A 1781-nucleotide genomic window follows, 5' to 3' on the forward strand; every position below is an offset into this window, starting at 1 on the left:
CGCCGTTGATCACGCGCTTCATGCCCAGCGCATCGATTTCATAGATCAGGCGACCGTCCACTTCGAGCTTGTAGTAGGTCAGCGCCACGTTGTGCTTGATCTCGGCCTTGTCGCCGGCCTTCCAATCGCCCATGTCGACCTCCTTGAGCAGGCCGCGCAGGGTGACGATCACCGGGGTGATCTTGCCCTTGAGGCCCTTGAAGGCACCGCGGAACACGCCGTTGAACGCCGTGCCATCGGCCAGGCCGAAGAACTTCAGCGACTCGCGGCGCACACCCGTGGTGGTAAAGCCGGCTTCCTGCTTTTCCATGCCCATGTCCAGCTCGACCGGCACGTCCATACCGCCGGCGCGGTGCTCCTCAGTCTTGAGGGTGAGTTTGGGCAGGGTCAGGCTGGGCACGTCGCCCTGGAAGCTGACGCCATCGGCGAACAAGTTCATGTTCGCCAGGGTTTCGGGAATCATTGCCATGGATGCGGCTCCTTAAGCGGCTTGGTCGAGGACTTCGGTCAGCCACTGGTTGGTGACCTCGACGCGGAAGTTCGGGTTTTCGGCGGGCGGCACGTCGGTGAAACGGATGTTCCAGTACACCTTGCCCTGCTCCAGTTGGCTGGCCGTGTTGAGGACGGTGTCCGCGTAGACCTCGAAGTTGATGATCGCGCCCTGGTTCTTCAGGTCGCGCATGAAGGCCTGCAACCCCTCGGTGACGTCCTTGACGTAGGTCGCTGTGATCGAGCGGTCGACCGCCCATTTGTGGCCGAAGAGAATGGCGTCCATGACGATGTCCATGGTCCGCACCCGGGTGACAAACGCCCACTTCGAATCGCTCGACAGCGTGCGGTTGCCCCAGAGGCGAAAGCCGTCGTCGCGAATGATCGTGGTGATATTGGCGTTATTGAGCAGGTTGGCCCGGCAGGTTTCATCGCCATCCAGGAACTCGATGGAGCGCGTGGTGCCGGTGATGCCGACGAACTCCTTGTTCGACGGCGAGGCCCAGAAGCCGTACTCGTTGTCGGTCCAGGCGAACAGGCCGGCCACCCAGGCCGAAGCCGGTGCGTTGACCGTTGTGCTCACGCCAGTATCCCAGTACTGATGCCCGGGTCGACCATGAAGGCGCGTTTGGCGCCGAAGTTTTCGGAGTACTCCATCACCGCCTCATCGGTGGTGTTGGGTCCGTCGAGGATGGCCAGGCCCCGCAACTTGTCGGCCAGGCTGACCAGGGCCATTCCCACCGGCAAATTGGCGCTGTGCTTGGGGGCCACCAACAGCCGCGGCTGAGCATTGAAGCGGCTCTTGCCATCGAGCAGCGCCTGCAGGCCGGTACGCTTACCGCTGGCCAGCACACCACCGATGATCGCCGAGGTCTGCAGGGCAGCATCCTCAAGCTTGGCCACCCCGCACGCCACGATCACCGCCTTGGCTCGTTGGTAGATGGCCTGGCAAGCCTTGGTAATGGCCGCATCCGCGCCCCAGGCCGCAATGGCTTCGCGCTCGTTGGTGATCAGCACCAGGTCGTTGAGCTTGGCGGTGAAGTCTGGCCCCTCGGTGAAAGTGTCCACCAGGCCGATGATCGAGGTGGACGGCAGCGAGATCGTGCGTGCGCCGGTGTCCACGTTAGTGACGGTAACGCCGTGAAAAAACCACTCATGATAGCTCCAGACATGAAAAGCCCCGCATGAGCGAGCTGTGAGGTGTGACGGAGGAAACACCCGTCAGTGCGGGGCGTTATTGGGTTTGCTCGGTGATCCAGGGCGCGCCACCGGACGGTGCGCGGACTGCGGAA

General features: G+C 62.7%; 1 protein-coding gene and 1 pseudogene. Both read right to left on the reverse strand.

Annotated elements, in window-relative coordinates:
- On the reverse strand, window positions 1–469 hold a 469-nt coding region (locus M1B34_RS32910; protein WP_268267357.1), incomplete at its 3' end, for a phage major tail tube protein.
- A gap of 12 nt (window positions 470–481) precedes the next feature.
- A pseudogene (locus tag M1B34_RS32915) lies at window positions 482–1611 on the reverse strand (phage tail sheath subtilisin-like domain-containing protein).
- Window positions 1612–1781: the final 170 nt, after the last annotated feature.

Source organism: Pseudomonas morbosilactucae (genome assembly GCF_023241715.1).
In the GTDB taxonomy this organism is placed as follows: Bacteria; Pseudomonadota; Gammaproteobacteria; order Pseudomonadales; family Pseudomonadaceae; genus Aquipseudomonas; species Aquipseudomonas morbosilactucae.